Annotated in this window: 1 pseudogene; it reads right to left on the minus strand. The window is 50.0% G+C overall.

Annotated features, from left to right (window positions below):
- Positions 1–228 (minus strand): annotated as a pseudogene (locus FDX22_RS24715) (fructuronate reductase); the annotation flags it as partial.

Raw genomic sequence — 228 nt, forward strand, 5'->3', positions numbered from 1 at the left:
AGCGGTTACGCGTTCGATAAAGTCTGTGTTCTCGCAAAGGTCTCGCCCAAAGATAGTGTCAATTGCTAACAGCGCCCGGACACGTTCTTCTATTGATGGATACTGTTGATAAATAGCCTGATACTGTGCTGACAGCGGATCTATCACCTCAATCGGATGACCTTGTTCATCCACACCGCTGATGTAGCGCATCCAACCGGCGACTCCCAACATCAGATGGCGAGCATC

Source organism: Citrobacter sp. TBCS-14, from assembly GCF_005280805.1.
Lineage (GTDB): Bacteria > Pseudomonadota > Gammaproteobacteria > Enterobacterales > Enterobacteriaceae > Citrobacter > Citrobacter gillenii.